The sequence below is a fragment of the Mycolicibacter heraklionensis genome (assembly GCF_001021505.1).
GTDB lineage: Bacteria > Actinomycetota > Actinomycetes > Mycobacteriales > Mycobacteriaceae > Mycobacterium > Mycobacterium heraklionense.
The window spans coordinates 131,222-149,653 of record NZ_LDPO01000013.1 but is presented as its reverse complement, the minus strand read 5'-3'; the positions used below and the strand labels follow the sequence as shown (position 1 = coordinate 149,653).

The window sequence follows — 18,432 nt, the reverse complement described above, 5'->3', positions numbered from 1 at the left end:
AAGCCAGTCGGGGGGAAGCCAGGCGGCGGGTAGCCGGGTGCCGGCGGGTAGCCCTCGAAGCCCGACGGGTAGGGCCAGCCGCCCTGGTCGGGCGGGGGTGCACCCGCGTCGGCCCAGGGTTGGTCGGCATTGCCTCGTGGATTCTCGCCAGAATCCCCGCCGGGAGCTGTCATGCTGTTCAACCTAGCCGATGCACCGGGCCCGGCTCGTCGTCCGACGGCCGCTTCCCGGAGCGAGGAGAAAGAAATCCCATGACCAGCCCCTTCCAACCCGGACAGACTCCCGATCCGATCGGCGCGGCGGCCGCGCCGGGGCGCCGGGACATCGGCCGGCTGCCCACCCCGCCCAAAGGCTGGCCGATCGGTTCGTACCCCACCTACGCCGAGGCGCAGCGCGCGGTGGATTACCTGTCCGATCAGCAGTTTCCGGTCCAGCAGGTGACCATCGTCGGCGTCGACCTGATGCAGGTCGAGAGGGTCACCGGCCGGCTCACCTGGCCCAAAGTCCTCGGCGGCGGCGTGCTGACCGGGGCCTGGCTGGGCCTGTTCATCGGCCTGGTGCTGGGCATCTTCAGCGCCAACCCGACCCAGGCGCTGGTGACCGGCCTGATCGCCGGGGTGTTCTTCGGTTTGATCACCTCGTCGGTTCCCTACGCGATGGCCCGCGGTACAAGGGATTTCAGCTCGACCATGCAGCTGGTCGCGGGCCGCTACGACGTGCTGTGCGACCCGCAGAGTGCCGAGCAGGGCCGGGATCTACTGGCGAAGCTGACGCTCTGACACTCTGACGGGCGTTGTTGCGTAGCGCGGTCAGGCGGCCTTACCGTCGTGGCACGAAACGGCAACGGGAGGCGGGTGGCGTGGCGAGTCGGCGCGGTCGCGTACGGCGGCTGGGCGCGGCTGCGCTGACCGCACTGACCGTTGCCTCGGCGGGATCGGCCTGCGGTTCGTCCGGGTTGGCCGCTGATGTCCCGGTGATCAGCGTGTACACCCCGGCCAACGACACCGCGACGTTCCGTGTCCTCGCGGCGCGCTGCACCGAGCAGGCCGGTGGCCGGTACCGGGTGCAGCAGTTCAGCCTGCCGCGCGCCGCGGACGACCAGCGCCTGCAATTGGCCCGCCGGCTCACCGGCAACGACCGCACCCTGGATGTGATGGGTCTGGACGTGGTGTGGACCGCCGAATTCGCCGAGGCCGGCTGGGCGCTGCCGCTGTCCCAGGACCCGGCCGGCAAAGCCGAGGCCGACGCCGCCGATGACACGCTGCCCGGCCCGCTCGCGACCGCCCGCTGGCGCGATCGGCTCTACGCCGCGCCGGTCGTCACCAACACCCAATTACTCTGGTACCGGCCGGATCTGATGAAGTCCGCGCCGTCCACCTGGGACGGCATGGTCGCCGAGGCGTCCCGATTGCACGCCGCGGGTGAGCCGAGCTGGATCGCGGTGCAGGCCAAGCAATACGAGGGCTTGGTGGTGTGGTTCAACACCCTGCTGGAAAGTGCAGGGGGCCGGGTCCTCGGCGACGACGGCAAGTCCGTCACCCTCACCGACACCGCCGAGCATCGGGCCGCCACCGTCGCTGCGCTGCGGGTCATGAAGGCGGTGGCGACCGCTCCGGGGGCCGACCCGTCGATCACCCAGAGCGATGAGGGTACCGCCCGGCTGGCGTTCGAGCAGGGCAAGGCGGCGCTGGAGGTCAACTGGCCCTTCGTGCTGCCGTCCATGCTGGAGAACGCGGTCAAGGGCGGGGTGGGCTTCCTTCCGCTGCAAGGGCGTTCGGATCTGGCCGGCAGTATCGACGGCATCGGAGCCTTTGCGCCCAGCGACGAGCAGTACCGCATTGCCTATGAGGCCAGCCGCAACGTGCTCGGGTATGCGCCGTATCCGGCGGTGGTGGCGGGGCACCCGGCCAAGGTGACGCTCGGCGGGTTGAACCTGGCCGTGGCCAGGACCACCCGGCATCGTGCCGAGGCGTTCGAAGCGGTGCGCTGTCTGCGAAACACCGCGAACCAGAAGTATGTCGCGATCGAGGGCGGGCTGCCCGCGGTGCGCGCCTCGGTGTACGCCGACCCGCAATTCCAGGAGAAGTACCCGCAGCACAACGTAATCCGTCAGCAACTCACCGACGCCGCGGTGCGGCCGGTGACACCGGTCTATCAAGCGGTGTCGACCCGGATATCGGCAACGCTGGCACCGATCAGCGCCATCGACCCCGAGCGCACCGCCGACGAGCTCACCGTGCAGGTGCGCAAGGCCATCGACGGCAAGGGGCTGATCCCGTGACCCGCGCCGACTCCCGCGCAGATGACGTCCGTTCACAGCGCCGGCTCGCGGTGGCGCTCGTCGCGCCGGCGGTGATCCTGATGCTGGCCGTGACGGCCTATCCGATCGGGTACGCGATCTGGCTGAGCCTGTTGCGTTACAACCTGGCCACCCCGAACGACACCGCGTTCGTCGGCCTGGCCAACTATCAGACCACCCTGACCGACTCCTATTGGTGGACCGCGTTCGCGGTGACGCTGGGTATCACCGTGGTCTCGGTGGCCTTCGAATTCGTCTTCGGCCTGGCGCTGGCACTGGTGATGCACCGCAGCCTGTTCGCCAAGGGCATGGTGCGCACGGCGGTGCTGGTGCCCTACGGCATCGTCACCGTCGCTGCCGCCTACAGCTGGTATTACGCCTGGACTCCGGGGACCGGTTACCTGGCCAACCTGCTGCCCACCGGCAGTGCGCCACTGACCCACCAGCTCCCGTCGCTGGGGATCGTGGTGCTGGCCGAGGTGTGGAAGACGACGCCGTTCATGGCGCTGCTGCTGCTGGCCGGGCTGGCACTGGTGCCCGACGAACTGCTCAAGGCAGCACAGGTGGACGGTGCGGGTGCCTGGCGGCGACTGGTCACCATCATTCTGCCGATGATGAAACCGGCGATCCTGGTGGCGTTGCTGTTTCGCACGCTGGACGCGTTTCGGATCTTCGACAACATCTACGTGCTCACCAACGGATCCAACAGCACCGGCTCGGTGTCGATCTTGGGTTACGACAACCTGTTCAAGGGATTCAACGTCGGGTTGGGGTCCGCGATCTCGGTGCTGATCTTCATCTGCGTGGCATTGATCGCGTGGGTGTTCGTCAAAGTGTTCGGTGCCGCGGCGCCGGGATCGGGCCAGAGATGACCGAGCTTCGCCGCCGCACCGCGTGGCTGATCATCGACCTGGCGGTGGTGGTTTACGCCCTGGTCCCGGTGCTGTGGATCTTCTCGTTGTCGCTCAAACCCACCTCAACGGTCAAGGACGGCAAGCTGATTCCGTCGTCGGTGACCCTGGACAACTACCGCGGCATCTTCGCCGGTGACGTCTTCGGCTCGGCGCTGATCAACTCGGTGGGTATCGGGCTGATCACCACGGTGATCGCGGTGGTGATCGGGGCAATGGCCGCCTATGCCGTGGCTCGCCTGGACTTCCCCGGCAAAAGGCTGCTGATCGGGGCGGCCCTGCTGATCGCGATGTTTCCTCAGATATCGCTGGTGACACCGATTTTCAACATCGAGCGGGCCACCGGGCTGTTCGACACCTGGCTGGGGTTGATCATTCCCTACATCACCTTCGCTCTGCCGCTGGCGATCTACACCCTCTCGGCGTTCTTCCAAGAGATCCCGTGGGACCTGGAGAAGGCCGCCAAGATGGACGGCGCCACCCCCGGTCAGGCGTTCCGCAAGGTGATTGCGCCGCTGGCGGCGCCGGGCATCGTCACCGCCGCGATTCTGGTGTTCATCTTCGCCTGGAACGACCTGCTGTTGGCCTTGTCGCTGACGGCGACCAAGGCCTCGGTCACCGCGCCGGTGGCGATCGCCAACTTCACCGGCAGTTCGCAATTCGAGGAGCCGACCGGATCGATCGCGGCGGGCGCCATGGTGATCACCGTGCCGATCATCGTGTTTGTTCTAATCTTCCAACGACGGATCGTGGCGGGACTGACCTCCGGCGCGGTGAAGGGATAGGCCGATGGCAGAGATCGAACTCCTCCACGTCAGCAAGAGCTACCCCGATGGTGCGGTGGCGGTGAAGGACCTGTCGCTGAGCATCGCCGACGGCGAGTTCATCATTTTGGTGGGGCCCTCGGGCTGCGGAAAGTCCACCACGCTCAACATGATCGCCGGGCTGGAGGAGATCACGTCGGGGGAGCTGCGCATCGGTGGCGAACGCGTCAACGAGCGCGCACCCAAGGACCGCGACATCGCGATGGTGTTCCAGTCCTACGCCCTCTACCCACACATGACGGTGCGGCAGAACATCGCGTTCCCGTTGACCCTGGCCAAGATGAAAAAGCCGCAGATCGCCGAGAAGGTGGCCGAGGTCGCCGAAATCCTCGACCTGACAGCTCTTCTGGACCGCAAGCCGTCGCAGCTCTCCGGCGGCCAGCGGCAGCGGGTCGCGATGGGGCGGGCGATCGTGCGGCACCCCAAGGCATTTCTGATGGACGAGCCGCTGTCGAACCTCGACGCCAAGCTGCGGGTGCAGATGCGCAGTGAGATCGCCCGGCTGCAGCGACGGCTGGGCACCACCACCGTCTACGTCACGCACGACCAGACCGAGGCGATGACGCTCGGTGACCGGGTGGTGGTGATGCACGGTGGGATCGCCCAGCAGATCGGCACGCCCGACGAGCTCTACCAGCGGCCCGCCAACCTGTTCGTCGCCGGTTTCGTCGGCTCTCCGGCGATGAACTTCTTCCCGGGAACGCTGACCGCGACCGGCGTACGCCTGTCCATCGGTGAGCTACCGCTCGACGCGGCGACGCGCGCGTCGATCGGCAGGCATCCGGCACCGGCCGGCGGTGCGGTGGTCATCGGGGTGCGCCCGGAGCATCTCGGCGATGCCGCGCTGCTCGATGACGCTCAGCGCGCCCGCGCGGTGACGTTCGCGGCCCGCGTCGACCTCGTCGAATCACTGGGCGCCGACAAGTACCTGTACTTCACCCCGAACGAATCCGGCGACGCATCAGCCGAAAACGATCTGGTGGCCCGGGTTCCGGCTGCGTCGAAGGCAGCCGGCGGGCAGCCGATCGAGCTGGCACTGGACCCTGACAAGATGGTCGTGTTCGACGCCAAATCCGGGGTGAACCTGACCGTGCCGCCGGCCGCGTGATGAGCGACGAGCTGGACCGGGTGCGTGAGCATGTCCGACGGCATTTCGCGGGCGTCGCCGGCTCGAGTGTCGAACCCGACACCGCACGGGTGACGTTTCTGGGGGTCGAGCCCATCGAGGTGTTGCGGTTCGGGCCCGGACCCGACCGGATGGTGCACTACGTCTCGGCGGGTTGCTCGCGCCACCCCATGGGCGACCCCGGTCAGCTGCTGGCCGACCCGGTGCACGGCCCCCGGGCCGAAATCGTTGTGAGCCTGCGTTCCTCGGGTTCTGATACCGGGCTGGCCCGCAGTCTCGCCGCGGTAGCGGCCGCGCCGGTGGTCGAAGGGGTGGTGTTGGCGCCCGATGCGCTGATCGACCTCGGGGGGCCGCTGTGGACTGGGCCCTCGGGCCCGGTGCCGTTCACCGCGGTGTTGCTGGGCGACAGCGACGTCGCAGAGTTGGCGTTGGCACCGCCGCGGGAGCCGGTGCGGTTCTTGTCCGCCACCCCGATCACCGCGACCGAGGCCGCCTGGGTGCGGCTCAAGGGCGCCGAGGCGATGCGCGAGGCCTGGCGGTCTGACGGCGTGGACGTCTTCGACCCGGACCGTCCCGCGTCCGCGCCGGCTTAGCGGCGTGTTCCCTCCGGCGAGCGGGCGTGTTTGTACACTGACACGCCGAGAAATCCGTGCAACTGTGCACGCTCACCCGGGTGTGAGCGTGCACAGTTGCACAACCGCAGCGGCGTGTCGGCGTACAGACACGCCCCCTCGCGGGGATCAGGGGGATCAGGGGGATCAGGGCCCTCGCCGGCGGCTCAGAGCCAGCCGTTGCGGCGGAATGCGCGGTAGAGCACCGCGGAGATCACGCACATACCCGCCACCACCATCGGATAGCCGAATGCCCAGTGCAGCACCGGCATGCGGTCGAAGTTCATTCCGTAGATGCCGGCGATCATGGTCGGCACGGCGATGATGCCGGCCCAGGCCGACATCTTGCGCATGTCGGTGTTCTGCTGCATGCCCACCCGTGCCAGCGCGGCCTGCACCAGTGAGCTGAGCAGCTCGTCGTAGCCGGCGATCTGCTCGGCGGCGCGGGTCTGGTGATCGGCGACGTCGCGCAGATAGCGCCGTACCTCTTTGGAGATCAGATCCCGGTAGTCGGTCTGCATCCGCTCAAACGGCACCGACAGTGGCGCGACCGCGCGCCGCAGCTCGACGACCTCACGCTTGATCTGGTAGATCGGTTCGACGTCGGTGCGGGTGCCGGGCGCGAACGCCGTCTCCTCGATGACGTCGATGTCGCTTTCCATGAGGTTGGTCACCTCGACGTAGCGGTCCACCACGTAGTCGGCGATGGCATGCATCACGGCAAACGGACCCAGCCGCATCTGTTCGGGATCGGTGTCCATCCTTTTGCGGACTTGCGACAAGCCGCTGTGCTCGCCGTGCCGGACGGTGACCACGAAGTTCTTGCCGACGAAGATCATGATCTCGCCCGTTTCGACGATCTCGCGCGGCAGCAACGCCGACTCGTGCGGGATGTAGTTGACGGTCTTGAGCGCCAGGAACAAGGTGTCGTCGTAGCGCTCCAACTTGGGCCGCTGATGTGCCTGAACTGCGTCTTCGACCGACAGCGGGTGCAGTTGGAAGGTGGCGGCCACGCCCTGCATCTGGGCCTCGCCCGGCTCGTGCAGACCGACCCAGACGAACGCCTCGCGGCCACTCGCCTCGATCTCGCGCACCTTGGCCCGGGCGCCGGCCGGGGTGAATTCGCCGGGAATCCGCTCGCCGTCTGCATAGACACCGCAGTCGACCAGCACTCGGGGTGTCGGGTCCTGCAACGCCGTCATCGCCGCTCTCCCTCCCGCGCAGGTGCCGGTCAAATGCTACGCGTCCGGCGCCAACGTGCACGGTGAGCGCGATGCAGGGCTGGAGGTCCCGAAGTTTCGGTGACGACGCCGGTGCGCTAGTTTCGACCCGGACCAAAGCCAGACCAGCCGAACTCGTTCGAGGAGCACTTGACGTGAGCAAAACCCCACTCAAGGTGGCCGTCACCGGCGCCGCCGGCCAGATCGGCTACAGCCTGCTGTTCCGCCTGGCCAGCGGGTCGTTGCTGGGCCCCGACCGGCCGATCGAACTGCGCCTGCTGGAGATCGAGCCCGCCCTCAAGGCGCTCGAGGGTGTCGTCATGGAGCTCGACGACTGCGCGTTCCCGCTGCTGTCGGGGGTGCAGATCGGCTCGGACGCGAACAAGATCTTCGACGGTGTCAACCTGGCGCTGCTGGTCGGCGCCCGCCCGCGTGGACCGGGCATGGAGCGCAGCGACCTGCTGGAGGCCAACGGCGCGATCTTCACCGCGCAGGGCAAGGCGCTCAACGCGGTCGCGGCCTCCGACATCCGGGTGGGTGTGACCGGCAACCCGGCCAACACCAACGCGCTGATCGCGATGACCAACGCCCCCGACATCCCCAACGAGCGCTTCTCCGCACTGACCCGCCTGGACCACAACCGGGCGATCTCGCAGCTGGCAGCCAAGACCGGCGCCAAGGTCACCGACATCAAAAAGATGACGATCTGGGGCAACCACTCGGCCAGCCAGTACCCGGACCTGTTCCACGCCGAGGTCGGCGGACGTAACGCCGCCGAGGTGGTCAACGACCAGGCTTGGATCGAGAACGACTTCATCCCCACCGTCGCCAAGCGCGGCGCGGCGATCATCGACGCGCGGGGCGCCTCGTCGGCGGCCTCCGCCGCGTCGGCCACCATCGACGCAGCGCGGAGCTGGCTGCTCGGCACTCCCGACAACGACTGGGTGTCGATGGCCGTGGTCTCCGACGGTTCCTACGGCGTGCCGGAGGGCCTGATCTCGTCGTTCCCGGTCACCACCTCCGACGGCGACTGGAGCATCGTGCAGGGCCTGGAGATCGACGACTTCTCCCGCGGCAAGATCGACGCCTCGACCGCCGAGCTGGCCGAGGAGCGCGAGGCGGTCACTGGGCTGGGCCTGATCTGAGGCGCTGAGCCCGGCGGGCGACTTCCTGTGCGAGCTGCACTCGGGAGGTGAGCCCGAGCTTGGTGTAGACGTGGGTCAGATGCGTCTGCACGGTGCGCGGTGACACGAAGAGCCGAGCGGCAATGTCTTTGTTCGGCAGTCCTTCGCTGACCAGTCGCGCGACGTCGAGCTCGGTCGGGGTGAGTGAGGTCCAACCGTTGGTGGGGCGTTTGCGCTCGCCGCGCCCGCGCAGCGCGTAGCCGATGGCGTCCGCGGTGGACAGCGCGGCGCCTTCGGCCCAGGCGGAGTCAAAGTCGTTGTCGTCCATCGACTTCCGCAACGCGGTCAGCCAGTCGTGCCAGTCGGCGTCGTGGATTTTGAATCGGACGGCGCCGGTGCGTTGCCGGATGCCGGCGGCGGCGCCGAACAGCCGGGCGGCTTCTTGGGTGCGGCCAGCGTGCGAGACCGTGGCGGCCAGACACTCGAAGGCCTCGGGGACCCCGGCTTGTGCCGTGATTTCGGCGGCGATCGCGAGTGCTTCGTAGAGGTCGCGCTGCGCGCGCTCGGGTTCGCCCTGGGCGATCGCAACCCGCGCACGCGAAACGAGGCCCATCATTCGGTACCACCCTGTCGTTGCGGCGACGCCGTCGTCGGCCCATTGCGCCGCGGCCGCCAGATCGCCCAGTGCCACAGCGGTTTCGGCTCGGCACCAGCGGAATATGGCGGCGACCTGGCTGTAGACGCCGATGTGATGCCACATCCGCTCCTGTGCGACTGCCGCCGCGGCCGCGTCGCCACTGGCCAATGCCACCAGCCCCACTGCCATATGGGCGACGCCCTCGTGCACGCCGCTGAGTTCGGCGCCGGTTTCGATCAGCGCCTCCAATGCCTCTTCGGCTTGGCCGATCTCGCACCGAAAGGCCGACGCCAGAGCCAGGTTCTGCAAGCCCAGGAACCGGTTCAGAAGGTCGCCGGCGCTGTCCGCGTCGGCGATCGTCTCCTGACAGCGCGTGATCTCCCCGGCCAGGTCGCCCTGCATGTAGCGCGCCATCCCCTGCCAGTTGCGGCAGTATCGCGAGTTGAACTGGTCGCCAATGGAATCGGCCAGCTCACGGCCCGATTGCCCGATCGTGAAGGCGCCGTTCAGGTCACCCGTCACCGCGGCCGCATAGGTCTGCCAACCGAGAATCTGACTCAGCCGCCAGCGGTCATCCAGTGCGCGGGCGAGCTCGATCGCTTCGGCGAAGTACGGCGCCGCCACCTCCGCGTTGTAGGCGGCGATGCTGACGCAGGCGGTCAACGCCCGGGCCAGTAGCGCCTGATCTTCGAGGTCACGTGCGATCGCCACGGCTTCCTGCGCTTCGTCCAAGCTGTTCAACGCGAGGCCCCATGCGTTGAGAAGTGCGTGATCGGACAGCGCCCGTGCCCGTATCGGGCGAGCGAGCTCCGTGCCCCGCGCAGCACTGTCGCGCAGGACGGTGTCGAACCAGGTCACGCCTTCGGCGATGCGGCCGCGGCCGAGCCAGAGCGGGAGCAGGGATGAAGCCAAGGTCAACGCCTGCTCTGGCTCGTCGTTTTCCTGGCTCCACGCGAACGCAGCACGGAGATTGTCGATTTCGGTGTCTGCCCTCGCCAGCATCAGTTCGTAACCGTCGTGAGGCGGGTGGTCGAGCGCGGCAGCCATCGCGGTGTAGTGGTCGCGGTGACGCGCCCGGATGGCGTCGGCTTCGCCGGACTCGCCGAGCTTTTCCATGGCGTACTGGCGCACCATTTCCAGCATCCGGTAGCGCGTTCGGCCAGTGGTGTTTTCAGCGATCACGAGCGACTTGTCAACCAAGAGAGTGAGTTGATCGAGCACTTGGTGACTCGCAATGGCTCCGCATCCGGCCACGAACTGGGCGGCGTCGAGATGAAAACCATCCATGAAGGCGGCAAGGCGCCGGAACAACACCCGCTCGGGATCGGTGAGTAGAGCGTGCGACCAGTCGACGGATGCGTGCAAGGTCTGCTGGCGACGCACCGCGCGGCGCGAACCGCCGGTCAGCAGCCGGAACCGGTCATGCAACCCCTCGAGGATCTCCTCGAGCGACAACGCGCGCACCCGCGCCGCTGCGAGCTCGATCGCCAGCGGCATCCCGTCCAGTCGCCGGCAGATCTCCGTGACCGCGGCGGCGTTGTCCTCAGTGACCTGGAAGTCCGGACGGGCGTGACGGGCGCGGTCGGTGAACAACGTGATGGCCTCGTCGACCAGCGACAGTGAGGGCACCCGCCAGACCACTTCGCCGTCCACCCCGATCGGTTCTCGGCTGGTGGCCAGAAACGTCAGCCGTGGGCAGGCGCCGAGCAGGCCGAGCAGCAGGGTTGCGGTCGCATCGAGGAGGTGTTCGCAGTTGTCCAGCACCACCAGCAGATGCCGCTCGCCGATCCAGCGGAGCAGGGTGTCCATCGCGGAGCGGTCCGGCTGATCCGGCAGGCCCAACGCCCGGGCCGCGACCATCGGCACCAGCTCCGGATCGGTGATCGGCGCCAGATCGACATACCAGATGCCGTCGGCGAAGTGGTCCGTCAGCAGGCCGGCGATCTGTACCGCCAACCGGGTCTTGCCCGCGCCGCCGGAACCGGTCAACGTGACCAAGCGGTTGTCGGCCAACAGCGCCCGCACGTCATCGATCTGGGCGCCACGTCCGATGAAGCTGGTCAGCTGAGGGGGCAGATGGGTGGACGCGACGGTCGTGGACGCCCGCAGCGGCGGGAAGTCGTTGCGCAGATCCGGGTGGCACAGCTGCAGCACCCGTTCGGGACGGGGCAGCCCACGCAAGGGATAGCTGCCCAGCTCGATCAGCCAGGCGCCGGCGGGAAGCCGGTCGATGACCAAGGCTTCGGTGATTGCCGAGAGGACCGTTTGGCCGCCATGCCCCAAGTCGCGGATGCGGGCGGTGCGGTTGATGGTGGGCCCGATGTAGTTGCCCGTCTCACTGGTTTGACCGCGCAGTTGCACCTCGCCGCTGTGCAGGCCGATGCGGAGCCGAATCGGTGCCAACGGCGCACGCTGCAGTTCCACGGCGCAGGCCACCGCGTCGCTGGCCCGGGCGAACGCCGCCACGAAGCTGTCGCCCTCACCCTGTTCGACGGGCCGGACCCCGCCATGGGCAGCGAGGACTTCGGTGAGGGTACGGTCCAGCCGCGCGATCGCAGCCGTCATCTGTTCGGCCTGGGTCTCCCAGAGCCGCGTCGAGCCCTCGACGTCGGCCAGCAGCAACGTCACCGTTCCGGTCGGGAGCTCGCTCACGCCCAACTCACTCCAGTTCACCGCCGGCGTGTCCGTGCGTTCGCTCATGGTAGCCAGCATGCGACCCGCCCGGCCGGCAAAACATCAGCGAAAGCGCGTAGATGCGCGCGGGATGCATGGGCTGTCCCAGCCGATCGAAAGAATGCAAAGCCAGAGCAGTACCCTGGACTATCGATGCCCGAGAACCTTGCGAACATGGTGAACAGCTCGCCGATCGTCATCGGAGACGAAGAGATCTTCGAAGCCCACACGGGCGGAAAGATCTCCGTCGACCTCAAAGCCCCGCTGGACAGCCAACGTGCGCTGTCGATCGCCTACACCCCGGGTGTGGCACAGGTCAGTCGCGCCATCGCCGCGGACCACACGCTGGCGGCCCGCTACACCTGGGCGCACCGGCTGGTGGCGGTGGTCAGCGACGGCACCTCGGTGCTCGGACTGGGTGACCTCGGGCCGTCGGCGGCCCTGCCGGTGATGGAGGGCAAGGCCGCGCTGTTCAAGACGTTCGCCGGCCTGGACTCCATCCCCATCGTGTTGGACACCAAGGATCCCGACGAGATCGTCGAGACCCTGGTGCGGCTGCGCCCGTCGTTCGGGGCGGTCAATCTGGAGGACATCTCCGCCCCGCGGTGCTTCGAAATCGAGCGACGGGTGATCGAGGCGCTGGACTGCCCGGTGATGCACGACGACCAGCACGGCACCGCGATCGTGGCCCTGGCGGCCCTGCTGGGCGCGGCCAAGGTGCTCGACCGCGACATCGCGTCGCTGCGGGTGGTGGTTTCCGGTGCCGGCGCCGCCGGTGTGGCCTGCGCCAACATCCTGCTCTCGCGGGGCATCTCGGAGATGATCGTGCTGGATTCGCAGGGCGTGCTGCATCCGGAGCGCTCCGGGATGAACGACGTCAAGATCGAGTTGGCGCAGCGGACCAATCCTCGTGGCCTTACCGGCGGCCTGGCCGAGGCGCTGGCCGGCGCCGACGTCTTCCTGGGCGCGTCCGGCGGGGTGGTGCCCGAGGAGCTGATCGCGTCGATGGCTCCGGGTGGGGTGGTGTTCGCGCTGTCGAACCCCGACCCCGAGATCCACCCTGACCTGGCGGCCAAGTACGCGGCGGTGGTGGCGACCGGCCGCAGCGATTTCCCCAACCAGATCAACAACGTGCTGGCCTTCCCGGGCGTGTTCCGTGGTGCGCTGGACGCCGGTGCGCGCCGCATCACCGAGACGATGAAGTTGGCTGCGGCAGAGGCGATCTTCTCCGTCGTCGCCGACGAGCTGGCCCCGGACCGTATCGTGCCCAGTCCGCTGGACCCGCGGGTCGAGCCGGCCGTTGCGGCCGCCGTCGCGGCGGCCGCCGACTCCGCGTCGTAGAGCGCACGGTGGCCAGGCCGCTGGGACATCACCTGCGCCGCCTGGCGCTCGGATGGGCGGCTGTGCTGATCGCCGGCTGTGCCGCCCATCCGGGGCCGGCGCCGCTGAGCGTGGGAATGTCGCAGGATCCGCAGTCGCAGGTCCTGGGCCACCTGTATGCGAGCGCCCTGCGCGGTACCGGCGCCGCGGTGCGGCTTGAGGCCGTCGCCGACCCGGTTGGCGGGCTGGATGCGGGGGAGTTGACCGTCGTCCCCGGTTTCACCGGCCGCTTCCTGGCGATGTTCGCCCGCGATTCGGCGGCGCGCTCCGATCGGGCCGTCTACTGGGCGTTGGCCGGCGCGCTGCCGGAGGGCCTGGCGGTCGGTGACTACGCCATGACCGCTGAGGACAAGCCCGCCCTGGCCGTGACGAAGGCGACCGCGACCGCATGGGGCGGCACCGATCTGCCCGCACTCGTCCGGCATTGCGCCGGGTTGACCGTCGGCGGTGTCGTGGGCGTGCGGGTGCCGAAGGCGGTGGGCCGGTGCACGCTGCCCAAGCTGCGCGAATTCGGCGATGACGCAGCGCTGTTCGCGGCGCTGCAGGCCCGCCAGATCACCGCGGCGTGGACCAGTACCGCCGATCCCGACGTGCCGGAAGGCACCGTGCTGCTCACCGACGCGCGCCCCGCGCTGGTGCGCGCCGAGAATGTGGTGCCGCTGTATCGCCGCAATGAGTTGACCGAAGCCCAACTGCTGGCGATCAATCAGGTGGCCGGCGTGCTGGACACCGAAGCGCTGATCGACATGCGCCGCAAGGTGGCCGACGGCGCCGACCCGCAGGCCGTGGCGGACGCCTTCTTGGACGAGCACCCGCTGGGCAGATAGCCGGGCTACTGTGGCCGGAGCTTGGGCAGGGCGAACGAGAACAGGCGTTGGTATCGCGAGCCCAAGATGCGCACGAGCAGGTCCAGAGTCCGCGCATCGTTGCCGATGAGCACGCGGGCCCGGTTCTTGCTGACCCCGTCGAGGATCACCCGGGCGGCCTCCTCGGCGGTGGTGGAGGCCAGGCGCCGGTCGAAGAAGTCGGCCATCGCCTTGGCGTCCAACCCCTCGGCGACGGTGGCGTTGCGGGCGATCGCGGTCTTGATGCCGCCCGGGTGCACCGTGGTGACCTTGACCGGGTGCTTGTTGATGGCCATTTCCTGGTTCAACGCCTCGGTGAAGCCGCGGACGGCGAATTTGGCGGCGTTGTAGGCGGCCTGGCCGGGCATGGCCAGCAGCCCGAACAGGCTGGAGATGTTGATGACGTGCCCGTCGCCGGATTCGATCAGGTGCGGCAGGAAGGCCTTGGTGCCGTTGACCACGCCCCAGAAGTCGACGTCCATCACCCGCTCGATGTCTTTGAACGGGCTGATCTCGACGTCGCCGCTGAACGCGATACCGGCGTTGTTGTAGATCTGGTTGACCTTGCCGAAGTGTTCTTTGACCTCTTCGGCGTAGGCGAGGAACGCCTCTCGCTCGGTGACGTCGAGACGGTCGGCCTTGACACGCACGCCCAGCGCGGTCAGCCGCCGCTCGGTCTGGGCGAGACCCTCGGTGTCGACGTCGCTGATCGCCAGCTGCGCTCCCGCGCGGGCCAGCTCGATGGCCAGCGCTTGACCGATGCCCGAACCGGCACCGGTGACGACGGCGACCTTCCCGGCGAATCCCTGCATGTGTTCTCCCAGCGGTCGGTGGACTGTCTGAGCTTATTCGGTACCGCTGGTACTGGGTTTGGTGGCCCCGCGAAGGTGCGTAGTTGCACGTGATGACGCGGCGTGTCGCGTGCAGACACGCACCCTCGCGGGAAAAGGCGGCTCAGCTGAAGGCCGAGTCGATGATCTCCTGCTGCTCGACCGCGTGCACCTTCGACGACCCCGACGACGGCGCCGACATGGCGCGGCGCGAGATCCGCTTGATCCCGGTCAGCTTCTCCGGTAGCAGCTCCGGCAGCTCCAGGCCGAACCGCGGCCATGCCCCCTGGTTGGCCGGCTCCTCCTGCACCCAGAAGAACTGCTGCGCGTTCGGGTAGCGGTCCAGGGTGTCACCGAGGCGGCGCTTGGGCAGCGGGGCCAGCTGTTCGATCCGCACGATCGCGATGTCGTCACGGCCGTCCTTGGCCTTACGCGCGACCAGCTCGTAGTAGAGCTTGCCGCTGGTCAGCAGCACCCGGGTGACCTTGCTGCGGTCGCCCACGCCGTCCTCGTAGGTGGGTTCCTCGAGCACCGAGCGGAACTTGACGTCGGTGAAGTCCTTGATGTCGCTGATCGCCGCCTTGTTGCGCAGCATCGACTTCGGGGTGAACACGATCAGCGGCCGCTGGATCCCGTCGAGGGCGTGGCGGCGCAGCAGGTGGAAGTAGTTCGACGGGGTCGAGGGCACCGCGATGGTCATCGAGCCCTCCGCCCACAGCTGCAGGAAGCGCTCGATGCGCCCGGAGGTGTGGTCCGGGCCCTGGCCCTCGTGGCCGTGCGGCAGCAGCAGCACCACGTTGGACAGCTGACCCCACTTGGCCTCGCCGGAACTGATGAACTCGTCGATGATCGACTGGGCGCCGTTGACGAAGTCGCCGAACTGCGCCTCCCACAGCACCAGGGCGTCCGGGTTGCCGACGGTGTAGCCGTACTCGAAGCCGACGGCGGCGAACTCCGACAGCGGCGAGTCATAGACCAGGAACTTGCCGCCGGTCGGGGTGCCGTCGGCATTGGTGGCCAGCAGCTGCAACGGGCTGAACTCAGCGCCGTTGGCCTGGTCGATGATCACCGAATGCCGCTGCGAGAAGGTGCCTCGGCGGGTGTCCTGCCCGGACAACCGGATGAGCTTGCCCTCGGCGACCAGCGAGCCCAGCGCCAACAGCTCGCCGAACGCCCAGTCCACCTTGCCCTCGTACGCCATTTCGCGGCGCCGCTCCAGCACCGGCAGCACCCGCGGGTGCACGGTGAAGCCCTCGGGGATCGTCATGAACGCGTCGCCGATGCGGGCCAGCATCGCCTTGTCGACCGCGGTGTTCAGGCCGCGCGGCACCTGCTGCTCGGACTCCACCGACTCGCTGGGCAGCGCGGCATGCTTCTCCAGTTCGCGGATCTCGTTGAACACCCGCTCCAGCTGGCCGTGGTAGTCACGCAGCGCGTCCTCGGCCTCCTTCAGCGAGATGTCGCCGCGGCCGATCAGGTCTTCGGTGTAGCTCTTGCGGACACCGCTCTTGGTGCCGATCACGTCGTACATGTACGGGTTCGTCATCGACGGGTCGTCGCCCTCGTTGTGCCCGCGGCGGCGGTAGCACAGCATGTCGATGATGACGTCCTTGTGGAACTTCTGCCGGAAGTCCACCGCCAGCCGGGCCACCCAGTCGCAGGCTTCCGGGTCATCGCCGTTGACGTGGAAGATCGGCGCGCCGATCATCTTGGCCACGTCGGTGCAGTATTCGCTGGAACGGGAGTAATCCGGCGCTGTGGTGAAACCGATCTGGTTGTTGACGACGATGTGGATGGTGCCGCCGACCCGGTAGCCGGGCAGCAGTGCCATGTTCAGCGTCTCGGCCACCACGCCCTGACCGGCGAACGCGGCGTCGCCGTGCAGCATCATCGGCACCACCGAGAAGGGCGGGTCTTCGTCGGTGCCCAGGGCGCCGCGGCCCAGCAGGTCCTGGCGGGCCCGGACCAGGCCCTCCAGCACCGGGTCGACGGCCTCCAGGTGTGACGGGTTGGCGGTCAGCGATACCTGAATGTCGTTGTCGCCGAACATCTGCAGGTACACCCCGGTGGCGCCCAGGTGGTACTTGACGTCGCCGGAGCCGTGCGCCTCGGCCGGGTTGAGGTTGCCCTCGAACTCGGTGAAGATCTGCGAGTAGGGCTTGCCGACGATGTTGGCCAGCACATTGAGCCGGCCGCGGTGCGGCATCCCGATCACGACCTCGTCGAGGCCGTGCTCGGCGCACTGGTCGATGGCCGCGTCCATCATCGGGATGACGGTCTCGGCGCCTTCGAGGGAGAACCGCTTCTGGCCGACGTACTTGGTCTGCAGGAAGCTTTCGAACGCCTCGGCGGCGTTGAGCTTGCTCAGAATGTACTTCTGCTGCGCCACAGTGGGTTTGACGTGTTTGACCTCGATGCGCTCCTGCAGCCACTGCTGCTGCTCGGGCTCGAGGATGTGGGTGTACTCCACGCCCACGTGGCGGCAGTAGGCGTCGCGCAGCACCGACAGGATCTCGCGCAGCTTACGGATATCGCTGCCCGGCAGGCCGGTGACTTTGAACTCCCGGTCCAGGTCCCACAACGTCAGGCCGTGACTCTGCACGTCCAGGTCGGGGTGGCTGCGGAACCGGGTGTTGTCCAGTCGCAGCGGGTCGATGTCGGCCATCAGGTGGCCGCGGTTGCGGTAGGCGGCGATCAGCTCGACGACGCGGGCGTTCTTGTCGACCACCGAGTCCGGGTTGTCCGTGCGCCACCGCACCGGCTCGTAGGGGATGGACAGCTCGAAGAAGATCTCATCCCAGAACGCGTCCGACAGCAGCATCTCGTGCACGGTGCGCAGGAAGTCGCCCGATTCCGCGCCCTGGATGATGCGGTGGTCATAGGTCGAGGTGAGGGTGATCACCTTGCCGACGCCCAGCTCGGCGATGCGCTGCTCGCTGGCCCCCTGGAACTCGGCGGGATATTCCATTGCACCGACGCCGATGATCGCGCCCTGCCCGGCCATCAGCCGGGGCACCGAGTGCACGGTGCCGATGGTTCCGGGGTTGGTCAGCGAGATCGTCACGCCGGCGAAGTCCTCGGCGGTGAGCTTGCCGTCCCGGGCCCGACGCACGATGTCTTCGTAGGCGTCGACGAACTGCGCGAAGCGCAGCGATTCCGAGCCCTTGATGGCAGCCACCACCAGGGACCGCTTGCCGCCGGCGCCCTGCAGGTCGATGGCCAGTCCCAGGTTGGTGTGGGCCGGCGTGACGGCGTTCGGCTTGCCGTCGACCTCGGCGAAATGCCGGTTCATGTTGGGGAACTGCTTGACCGCCTGCACGATCGCGTAACCCAGCAGGTGGGTGAACGAGATCTTGCCGCCGCGGGTCCGCTTGAGCTGGTTGTTGATGACGATGCGGTTGTCGATCATCAGTTTGGCCGGCACGGCGCGCACGCTGGTGGCCGTCGGCACCTCCAGGGAGGTGGACATGTTCTTGACCACTGCTGCCGCGGCGCCACGCAACACCTGCAGCTCGTCGTCGGCCAGCGGGGCGGGAGCTTGCGAGGCGGCGGGCTTGGCGGCCGGGGCGGGCGCCGGAGCAGCCGGAGCCGGGGCGGCAGCGGCCGGTGCGGCCGGGGCCGGCGCCGGAGCAGCCGGAGCCGGTTGCGCCGGGGGAGCGGGCGGGGCAGCGGGTGCAGCCGCACCGTCACCGCGCTGCGCGTCGGGCTTGTAGTCGGCCAGGAACTCGTGCCAGCTCGGGTCCACCGAGGCGGGATCCTCGCGGAATTTGCGGTACATCTCCTCGACTAGCCACTCGTTCTGACCGAAGGGTGAACTGATACCGCTCACGACAGCTTCTCGCCTCGATTCCTGGTCGTTCGGCGTGGCACTTGCGCCCGCGCCCGCCTGCCTCATAAAGGCTAGCCTCTCGGAGATATTCCGCCAGGCTCGCGGCCGATTGTCGGCCGGACC

General features: G+C 68.1%; 13 protein-coding genes. 9 read left to right on the top strand and 4 right to left on the bottom strand.

Annotation, left to right across the window (positions count from 1 at the left end; genetic code table 11):
- The first annotated feature begins 251 nt into the window (after window positions 1–251).
- From ABW16_RS15865 to ABW16_RS15840, 6 genes are all read left to right on the top strand, one after another.
- A complete protein-coding gene (locus tag ABW16_RS15865) occupies window positions 252–779 on the top strand; it encodes a YflT domain-containing protein (protein WP_047320139.1) in 528 nt (175 codons plus the stop codon).
- A gap of 80 nt (window positions 780–859) precedes the next feature.
- Window positions 860–2,281, top strand: a complete 1,422-nt coding sequence (locus tag ABW16_RS15860; RefSeq protein ID WP_047320138.1) for an extracellular solute-binding protein — start codon at window positions 860–862, stop codon at window positions 2,279–2,281.
- Window positions 2,278–3,171: a carbohydrate ABC transporter permease gene (locus ABW16_RS15855; RefSeq protein ID WP_047320137.1), complete on the top strand. Its 894-nt coding sequence runs from the start codon at window positions 2,278–2,280 to the stop codon at window positions 3,169–3,171. The genes ABW16_RS15860 and ABW16_RS15855 overlap by 4 nt, the downstream gene beginning before the upstream one ends.
- Entirely contained in the window at window positions 3,168–3,995 is an 828-nt protein-coding gene (locus ABW16_RS15850; protein ID WP_047320136.1) for a carbohydrate ABC transporter permease, read from the top strand. Before ABW16_RS15855 ends, ABW16_RS15850 begins: the two co-directional genes overlap by 4 nt.
- Before the next feature lie 4 nt (window positions 3,996–3,999).
- Window positions 4,000–5,142: an ABC transporter ATP-binding protein gene (locus ABW16_RS15845; RefSeq protein ID WP_047320135.1), complete on the top strand. Its 1,143-nt coding sequence runs from the start codon at window positions 4,000–4,002 to the stop codon at window positions 5,140–5,142.
- Entirely contained in the window at window positions 5,142–5,753 is a 612-nt protein-coding gene (locus tag ABW16_RS15840) for a suppressor of fused domain protein (protein WP_047320134.1), read from the top strand. Before ABW16_RS15845 ends, ABW16_RS15840 begins: the two co-directional genes overlap by 1 nt.
- Window positions 5,754–5,938: 185 nt before the next feature.
- On the opposite strand, the gene corA is transcribed toward ABW16_RS15840, so the two are convergent.
- On the bottom strand, window positions 5,939–6,973 hold the full coding sequence (corA, locus tag ABW16_RS15835) for a magnesium/cobalt transporter CorA (protein ID WP_047320133.1): 1,035 nt from the start codon (window positions 6,971–6,973) through the stop codon (window positions 5,939–5,941).
- Between the two features lie 173 nt (window positions 6,974–7,146).
- On the opposite strand from corA, the gene ABW16_RS15830 reads away from it, so the two are divergent.
- On the top strand, window positions 7,147–8,136 hold the full coding sequence (locus tag ABW16_RS15830) for a malate dehydrogenase (RefSeq protein ID WP_047320132.1): 990 nt from the start codon (window positions 7,147–7,149) through the stop codon (window positions 8,134–8,136).
- Here the strand turns inward: ABW16_RS15830 and ABW16_RS15825 are convergent.
- The gene (locus ABW16_RS15825; protein WP_412178213.1) at window positions 8,114–11,452 is read right to left on the bottom strand and encodes a helix-turn-helix transcriptional regulator; all 3,339 of its coding nucleotides are present in this window, start codon (window positions 11,450–11,452) and stop codon (window positions 8,114–8,116) included. The two genes, ABW16_RS15830 and ABW16_RS15825, sit on opposite strands and share 23 nt — an antisense overlap.
- 126 nt (window positions 11,453–11,578) lie before the next feature.
- Between ABW16_RS15825 and ABW16_RS15820 the strand changes: the two genes are divergently transcribed.
- Window positions 11,579–12,766, top strand: a complete 1,188-nt coding sequence (locus ABW16_RS15820; RefSeq protein ID WP_047320131.1) for an NAD(P)-dependent malic enzyme — start codon at window positions 11,579–11,581, stop codon at window positions 12,764–12,766.
- Between the two features lie 8 nt (window positions 12,767–12,774).
- On the top strand, window positions 12,775–13,632 hold the full coding sequence (locus ABW16_RS15815; protein ID WP_109519625.1) for a glycine betaine ABC transporter substrate-binding protein: 858 nt from the start codon (window positions 12,775–12,777) through the stop codon (window positions 13,630–13,632).
- A 5-nt stretch (window positions 13,633–13,637) separates the two neighbouring features.
- On the opposite strand, the gene ABW16_RS15810 is transcribed toward ABW16_RS15815, so the two are convergent.
- Complete coding sequence (locus ABW16_RS15810; protein ID WP_047320130.1) at window positions 13,638–14,462, bottom strand: SDR family NAD(P)-dependent oxidoreductase; 825 nt, start codon at window positions 14,460–14,462, stop codon at window positions 13,638–13,640.
- A gap of 142 nt (window positions 14,463–14,604) precedes the next feature.
- Window positions 14,605–18,309: a multifunctional oxoglutarate decarboxylase/oxoglutarate dehydrogenase thiamine pyrophosphate-binding subunit/dihydrolipoyllysine-residue succinyltransferase subunit gene (locus ABW16_RS15805; protein WP_047320129.1), complete on the bottom strand. Its 3,705-nt coding sequence runs from the start codon at window positions 18,307–18,309 to the stop codon at window positions 14,605–14,607.
- Between the last annotated feature and the right edge of the window lie 123 nt (window positions 18,310–18,432).